Annotated in this window: 8 protein-coding genes and 2 pseudogenes; 6 read left to right on the top strand and 4 right to left on the bottom strand. The window is 70.6% G+C overall.

What is annotated here, in order from left to right; all coding sequences use genetic code 11:
- Positions 1-123 precede the first annotated feature (123 nt).
- A complete protein-coding gene (locus ACIQTO_RS37815) occupies positions 124-216 on the top strand; it encodes a hypothetical protein (RefSeq protein WP_402398168.1) in 93 nt (30 codons plus the stop codon).
- A 16-nt stretch (positions 217-232) separates the two neighbouring features.
- Here ACIQTO_RS37815 and ACIQTO_RS37810 read toward each other — a convergent pair.
- Positions 233-765, bottom strand: a pseudogene (locus tag ACIQTO_RS37810) (transposase).
- Positions 762-1301 (bottom strand): winged helix-turn-helix domain-containing protein, encoded by a 540-nt coding sequence (locus tag ACIQTO_RS37805; protein ID WP_402398166.1) that lies wholly within the window; start codon positions 1299-1301, stop codon positions 762-764. Before ACIQTO_RS37805 ends, ACIQTO_RS37810 begins: the two are co-directional and overlap by 4 nt.
- A gap of 284 nt (positions 1302-1585) precedes the next feature.
- Here ACIQTO_RS37805 and ACIQTO_RS37800 point away from each other — a divergent pair, with 284 nt between their 5' ends.
- Entirely contained in the window at positions 1586-1768 is a 183-nt protein-coding gene (locus tag ACIQTO_RS37800; RefSeq protein WP_402398164.1) for a hypothetical protein, read from the top strand.
- A 125-nt stretch (positions 1769-1893) separates the two neighbouring features.
- On the opposite strand, the gene ACIQTO_RS37795 is transcribed toward ACIQTO_RS37800, so the two are convergent.
- The gene (locus ACIQTO_RS37795; RefSeq protein WP_402398162.1) at positions 1894-2082 is read right to left on the bottom strand and encodes a hypothetical protein; all 189 of its coding nucleotides are present in this window, start codon (positions 2080-2082) and stop codon (positions 1894-1896) included.
- A gap of 42 nt (positions 2083-2124) precedes the next feature.
- Between ACIQTO_RS37795 and ACIQTO_RS37790 the strand changes: the two genes are divergently transcribed.
- The 3 genes from ACIQTO_RS37790 (at position 2125) to ACIQTO_RS37780 (ending at position 3175) form a co-directional block, all read left to right on the top strand.
- Positions 2125-2259 carry a hypothetical protein gene (locus ACIQTO_RS37790; RefSeq protein ID WP_402398161.1) on the top strand — a complete coding sequence of 45 codons (135 nt, stop codon included), beginning with the start codon at positions 2125-2127 and terminating at the stop codon, positions 2257-2259.
- Between the two features lie 281 nt (positions 2260-2540).
- Complete coding sequence (locus tag ACIQTO_RS37785; protein ID WP_402398159.1) at positions 2541-2693, top strand: hypothetical protein; 153 nt, start codon at positions 2541-2543, stop codon at positions 2691-2693.
- Positions 2690-3175 carry a hypothetical protein gene (locus ACIQTO_RS37780; RefSeq protein ID WP_402398157.1) on the top strand — a complete coding sequence of 162 codons (486 nt, stop codon included), beginning with the start codon at positions 2690-2692 and terminating at the stop codon, positions 3173-3175. Before ACIQTO_RS37785 ends, ACIQTO_RS37780 begins: the two co-directional genes overlap by 4 nt.
- 126 nt (positions 3176-3301) lie before the next feature.
- Here ACIQTO_RS37780 and ACIQTO_RS37775 read toward each other — a convergent pair.
- A pseudogene (locus tag ACIQTO_RS37775) lies at positions 3302-3619 on the bottom strand (LLM class flavin-dependent oxidoreductase); the annotation flags it as partial.
- A gap of 559 nt (positions 3620-4178) precedes the next feature.
- Here ACIQTO_RS37775 and ACIQTO_RS37770 point away from each other — a divergent pair.
- Positions 4179-4973 (top strand): cytochrome c biogenesis CcdA family protein, encoded by a 795-nt coding sequence (locus ACIQTO_RS37770; RefSeq protein ID WP_402398155.1) that lies wholly within the window; start codon positions 4179-4181, stop codon positions 4971-4973.
- Positions 4974-5102: the final 129 nt, after the last annotated feature.

Below are 5102 nucleotides of genomic sequence, written 5' to 3'. Positions count from 1 at the left end.
TCCTCCCCGCGAGGTCCATGCCGAGTTCGAGGATCTGCGACTCGCCGCATGAATTGATCGGTCAAATCCCCGTCCGGAAAACGCGCGGCCCCTCACACCGGCGGCCAGGCGCATGTCCAGGACATCGGCTGGCTGCCCGCGGAGTACAGGGACTGGGTTCGCCTGGGCACCACCGAGCGGAACCTCGCTCTCGAAGCGATCAGGATCTGGCCGTGACGAACTACTGAGGTTTTCAGGGTGGGGTCGGTGGTCTGAGAGTCAGGCCGGTGGCGGTCAGGCATCCGTCGATCAGGTGGGGTCGGAGTTGGATTCGGCGCAACTCGCGGCGGAGTGTGCGGTCGAGGTCGTCGGGCGTCCCGAAGGCGGTGTTCGCCATCGCTCTGCGCACGAGTGACCAGAGGCCTCGACGGGGTTCAGGTCGGGTGCATAGGGCGGGAGACGGACTGTGGTGAGCCAGTCGTGTTCGGCCTCGTACCGTTTCAGCCCTACTGACAGGTGGGTGTTGAGATTGTCCCAGACGACCACGATCGGTCCGCCGAGTTGGATGTGGGCCCGGACGAGCAGGTCGCGGTAGTCCTTCCAGGAGAAGCTCTTGCGGGCTCCCTTGAGGAGGAGATGGTTGCGGGGCCGGTAGATCAGCCGGCTCTCGCCCGGGCGATAGCAGCACAGGGCGGCCACCGAGGTCCTGCGTCGGGATCTGCCACGGACCCGGACGACGGGGGTGTCTCCGCGCCGGCCCCAGGTGCGGGCGCGGGGCGGCGTCATGGAGAAGCCGGCCTCGTCCTCGAAGACGATCCAGCCCCCACACGCCGCCCCGATGCTTTTACCCGCGGCCACACCTCCTTCTTCCACAGCTCCACCGCATGCTCGTCGCGCTCGAGGGCCCTCCGGGCGGGTGCCTGCCAGGACCAGCCGTGCCGTTTCAGCAGCCGCCACACCGTCGGGACCGAAAGACTGAGCTGCAGCCGACGCTGAATCACGCTCCGCACCCGGGCCAGCGTCCACCGCTCATCCGCGAAACCATGCGCGGTCGGCCCCTTGCCGAGTTCCTCCTCAAGCACGGCGAACTGGGCGTCGGTGACAGTCGGGGAGTTGGCCGGCCCCGCTGAACGCAGTGCCTCCATCCCGCCCTCGCGCCAGGCACGGCGCCAGCGTTCCACCGACCGCACGCTCACCCGCAGATCCTTTGCGATCACCGTGGTCTTCTCACCCACCGCGAACCGCATCCCGGCCTGGAACCGGATCCCCTCACGAAACGCCCGACGCTCAGCGGTCAGGCCCCCACCCTCCGGATACCTCACACCAACGGCATACCGCAGGGATCATGAACCGTCACTACCCGACGACAACCCGAAATCCTCAGTAAGTGTGCGCCAGAGGCGGGGCTCCTTCGGGTGGCCTCGCCTTCGGCCCGCCTGCGCACGCAGGACCACCGGTGTGTGCCGGGAAGGGCCCGAATGCGAGGTGGGTTCGGGCCCTTCCCGCCCGCGCGGGCGCAGGGGCCGCCCAGCTGTCCATCTCCGTGAGACCCGGGCCCGTTCAGGATCCGTCGCTGCGCGCCCAGCCGCTGCGCCGGCCTCTTGTAGTGGCCCTCGACCACCGCGCGGATCATCGGCCTGCCGGACCTGCCGATCTCGCGCAGCACCTGGACGCGCTGCCGGCCTGGAGCGGTGATCTAGAGGCTGCCTGGGAAGGGCTCGCCGATGAACTGCTGACGGAGTCGGCGCGCCTGGAGGATGCCGAGCGCCAGGCCGCCCACCTGGTGTGAGCGGACGAGTACTGGGCCGGGCTGTCGGGCGAGGACCGGGTCGCCGCCCGCAGCCGCCTCCAGCACACCGACGAGTCGGTGAAGCCCGCGGCCGCGTAGCCACCCGGGAGTCGCGCCGCTGCCCGTCACGGCCTGTACGGGATGGCCGAAGGGGCCGCTTCGTCGGCGCCGGGCGGCAGCGCCGGCAGCGGCCAGGAGGGGTCCGGTGCCCAGCTGGGCCAGCCGGCGGCGAACGGTCCGACGTGGTCGTCCAGCATGCCGATCGCCCGGCCACGGGCCCGGTCGACCTGGCCGGCCGTGTAGTCGTCGACCACCCCGAGGCGGCGTACCTGGGCGTACTCGTCCTGGTCCTTCCAATGATGCTTCGACAGGTCGGGGGCGACGGCTATGACCTCGGCGTCTTCTACGCCGACATCGACCTCGACACGTCCACGTTCGCCGCAGCCACCACCGCTCCCGCCTCCACCTGGAGCAGAGTCACCACCCCGTAGCGGGTGACCGTACGTGCCGTGGGTCGTCACCTCGGAGGAAAGCGACCCACGGCACACCCCCGCACCTCCGAGACCCGGTGCCGGCAGCGCGCAGCCCGCCGCCGACGAGTGGAACTCCGAGAATGTGCCAGTCGCCGCGGCACCGGACGCGCGACGGAGCCTGCAGAATCTGTGGCTCCGCCCGCGGCTGTAGGCCAGGTTGCCGGTCCGGTCAGGGGTGCGGGAGGGCTTTCGGCGCCACCTACACCGCCACCCTGCCCGACCTCGCGCCGGGCGAGCGGATGCCGCTGGTCGCGATGTGCGCGCTCGCGGCCGCCATGCCGTCCTGCGTGCTCGGCGACCTGCCGCGCGAGCTCACCCTGCTCGCCGACGACCTGGACGCCGCCACCGCCGCCGGCCGCGCCGCCACCGCGGCCACCGGTTCCGCCAGGTGAGCACGACCAGGCGCCGGGCGCTCGGGCCCGGCGCCGCCCGGGTGCTGACCGACACCGTCCGGGCGCCCCGCACTCCGCCCCCGTGGTCGCCGGCCACTCTCGACGCCGGGCTGCGCGGCGTCCTGGACGCCTACGAGGAGGCAGCCGCGCCGCGGCGCGAGGCCTTCGAGGACCTGGACGAGGACGTCCTGGCGGAAGCCGCCGCCGAGGCGCGGGCCTTCGGAACCGACCCGAATGGTGCCGTCGACGCCCTGGTGCGCGGCCTGCTGCTCCAGCTGACCGAGTGGCAGCGGACGATCGACGCGCTCGGCCGCGACCTCACCGCGGCCGCGCGGGAGCGGCCGCTGCCCGCGTGGGCCGCAGACGCCGGCCGCACCGAGGACATCCGATGGCACCAGGCCCGCACCGCGCTGCTCGAGGCCGTCACCCGCCACCACCACGGCGGCCCGGCCCCGGTAGCCGGCACCGGCCGGCCGTGGTGAGCACCCCCGGCCGCAGGCGGGAGAATAGGCCGACTTCGTTCGGCAGGCTCGCCGCGCCTTCGTGCGACGCTGCCTGTCACGGCCGTAGCGCGTCGCGCCCGCCGTCCCGGCCGGGACGGCGCCGGTTCAGACGGCCGGCTGCCATCCGAGCGCGGGGGCGAGTCGGGTCGCGATGCCGGTGAGGATCTGCACGTAGTCCCGGTGGCCGAAGGTGAACGGCAACGCGAAGACGACCTCGTCGACCTCCCGGAACGCGGCGTGGGCGTACAGCTCGGCGATCTCGACGAACGTCCCCACCAGGTCCGCCGCGAACATCGTGCGCGCCGGCCCCTGCGGGGCGGCGGTGCGCGGGAGCCGGCTCCGGGCGTAGTCCAGGTACTTCGCGCCCTGCTCCGCCGAGGCGCTGTCTGTGGGGATGACCAACAGCCCCTGGGAGACCCGGGCGCAGCGGTGCGCAGCGAGGTAGTGAACTCGGCGCGCAGCCGGTCGACGGTGGCGGCCTCGGCCTGGTGGGCGGCGGCGCAGCTGGTGGTGGTGGTGGTCACCCGGGCAGCCTGGCCGCCCGGCCGGAGCCGGTGCAACCGCCGTGACCACCTTCGGGGTGACGGCACGGCCCTGACCTGCGAGGACGCCGATACCTTGATGAGCCCGGCCCCTGTAGCGCCTGGCGGGGCACGACCCACTCGACCGTCATCCGGGCATACGGGACCCCTGGGGTACGGCTTCCCTGCCGCGTGGGCGGGCGGCGGGCGCCAGAAGCCGACTGTCCTGGTCGGCGAGGTCAAGGCGCGGGTCTGACCGGCGCGTTACAGGAGTCGGTGGAGCAGGCATGCGTCCACTGTCCTGGTCCTGGCCAAGCGGGGTCGGCCCTGCGGTCAAGCTGCGTTCAAGTGCGTGAGAGGCTCTGTCTCATGTGCTGCACTCTGATTCAGCGCTCTCACGCGCTCGTCTCGTTGCCCGGCTGCCGACAAGAGGTGCGTTGTGCCGTGATCGCGGTGGCACCGTGAGCGAGACTGCGCGAGTCGTTCTGGCTTTCGATGGGAGTCAGACCATCTTTTCCGGTGCCCTGGTTCTGGCAATACCGGTGGCGATGCTCGGGGGCCTTGTATCGTTCCTCTCTCCATGCGTCCTCCCTCTTGTTCCTGGATACTTGTCCTATGTCACTGGATTCTCCGCTGCGGACCTTGCCGATGCCGAGGGCCGAAAGCGTGGTCGAGTACTGCTTGGCGCTGCCCTCTTCGTTGCAGGATTCACCATTGTATTCGTATCTACAGGAGCATTATTTGGATCATTCGGATATGTCTTCCAGGAGCATCAGCGCATTATTCAGCAAGCATCCGGAGTGTTTGCGATCCTCATGGGGTTGACGTTCGCCGGCTTGCTGCCCAAATTTGCTCAGCGCGAGTTCAGATTGCATCGACGGCCGATCGTCGGTTTGATCGGCGCACCCGTACTCGGCGTGGTCTTTGGCGTGGGCTGGACGCCATGCCTGGGACCGACACTCAGCGCGGTACAGGTGCTCGCCATGGAACAGGCGAGCGCCGGACGTGGAGCCCTACTAAGCGCCGCCTACTGCGTTGGCCTGGGCCTCCCCTTTCTGGTTACGGCGGTCGCCTTCCGTGGCGCACTGGGGGCATTCGGCTGGGTGAAACGGCATTACCTCCTGGTCATGAGACTGGGCGGCGGCATGCTGGTTCTCGTAGGAGCCCTACTGCTGACAGGCGCCTGGGACCAGATGATCGGAATCATCCGGGAATGGGCAAGCGACTTCGACCAGTCCGGACTCGTGTCCATCTAGCATCTCGGCCCGTAGACAGTGGGGGGGGGGCCCCGGGGCGCGGGGGGGGCCCCCCCCCCGGCCGGGGGGGGCGCAACACGACACCAGTGGGCCGGGGAGCCGCCGGGGGGGGGGGGGGGGGGGCGGCGC

The organism is Kitasatospora sp. NPDC091207, from assembly GCF_044768625.1.
GTDB lineage: Bacteria > Actinomycetota > Actinomycetes > Streptomycetales > Streptomycetaceae > Kitasatospora.
The sequence above is the reverse complement of the archived record's forward strand: the minus strand, read 5'-3'. Positions and strand labels throughout refer to the sequence as shown.

Coding starts and splice junctions, on each gene's coding strand:
- ACIQTO_RS37790 (WP_402398161.1), top strand. CDS start 2,125: ATGATGCTTCGACAGGTCGGGGGCGACGGCTATGACCTCGGCGTCTTC.
- ACIQTO_RS37785 (WP_402398159.1), top strand. CDS start 2,541: ATGCCGCTGGTCGCGATGTGCGCGCTCGCGGCCGCCATGCCGTCCTGC.